The sequence below is a fragment of the Vibrio sp. 2033 genome, from assembly GCF_033339735.1.
Window position 1 is genome coordinate 1 of sequence record NZ_JAWOVC010000153.1, and the last position, 933, is coordinate 933.

General features: G+C 45.7%; 1 protein-coding gene. It reads right to left on the minus strand.

Translation table 11 applies throughout. The features are described 5' to 3' along the window. Nucleotides 1-42: 42 nt before the first annotated feature. The gene (apaH, locus tag R7P74_RS25255) at nucleotides 43-849 is read right to left on the minus strand and encodes a bis(5'-nucleosyl)-tetraphosphatase (symmetrical) ApaH (RefSeq protein WP_005480531.1); all 807 of its coding nucleotides are present in this window, start codon (nucleotides 847-849) and stop codon (nucleotides 43-45) included. Between the last annotated feature and the right edge of the window lie 84 nt (nucleotides 850-933).

The following is a 933-nucleotide window of genomic DNA, read 5'->3' on the forward strand; positions in this document are numbered from 1 at the left end:
GTAACCACGGTGCTTTTTGTTTTTGGAGTAACGATCTAGTGATTAATCGAGAGCGTCTTGGGTAAAGAGTTGTTTGTCTTCCCAACGGATCATCGTCAGCGAACCACCCCAGACACAACCTGTATCGAGTCCAATGACTTTTTCATCGATATAGCCCTGCAATGCTGCCCAGTGGCCGAATAACACTGTTTTTTCTAACGGTATGCGGTGCGGCAGTTCAAACCAAGGTACCAATTGGTCACCTGTGACTTCTTGCGGAGGCAGTTTGCAGTCCATATCTAAACGACCATCAGAAAAGCAGAAACGCATTCTTGTAAAGGCATTGATGATATAGCGGTAGCGATCCAGACCTTCCAGTGAGTCATCCCAAAGATCTGGTAAGTTGCTGTACATATTTTTTAGCAACCACGGCAACTCTTCGCCTTGGATAATACGTTCTACTTCGCGAGCGCATTGTCTTGCTGTTTCTAAATCCCATTGCGGTGAAATACCCGCATGACACATCACAAACTCGTCGTGCTCTGCCAGAAGAGGTTGTTTAGCTAGCCAAGAGAGCAGTTCTTCGCGGTCTTTAGCGAGGAAAATAGGGGTCGTTTTATCTTTGTCTTTTCGCTTTTTCAGGCCGTAAGATACAGCCAGTAAATGTAAGTCATGATTGCCGAGTACGACTTTTGCGCTGTCACCGAGTGACTTTACGAAGCGCAGTGTTTCGAGTGATTTCGGGCCGCGAGCCACCAAATCTCCTGCGAGCCAAAGTTGGTCATGTTGAGTGGAAAAGTTGACGCGCTTGAGTAGCTGCTGTAGTTCGTCAAAACAGCCTTGGATGTCACCAACAATATAGGTAGCCACTGAATCTCCAATTTTATTAATTTAAAACGTTCGGAATCGCTAAACGAAATGGCTCAATTTCAGTGATGAATTCCTGGCCTTTTT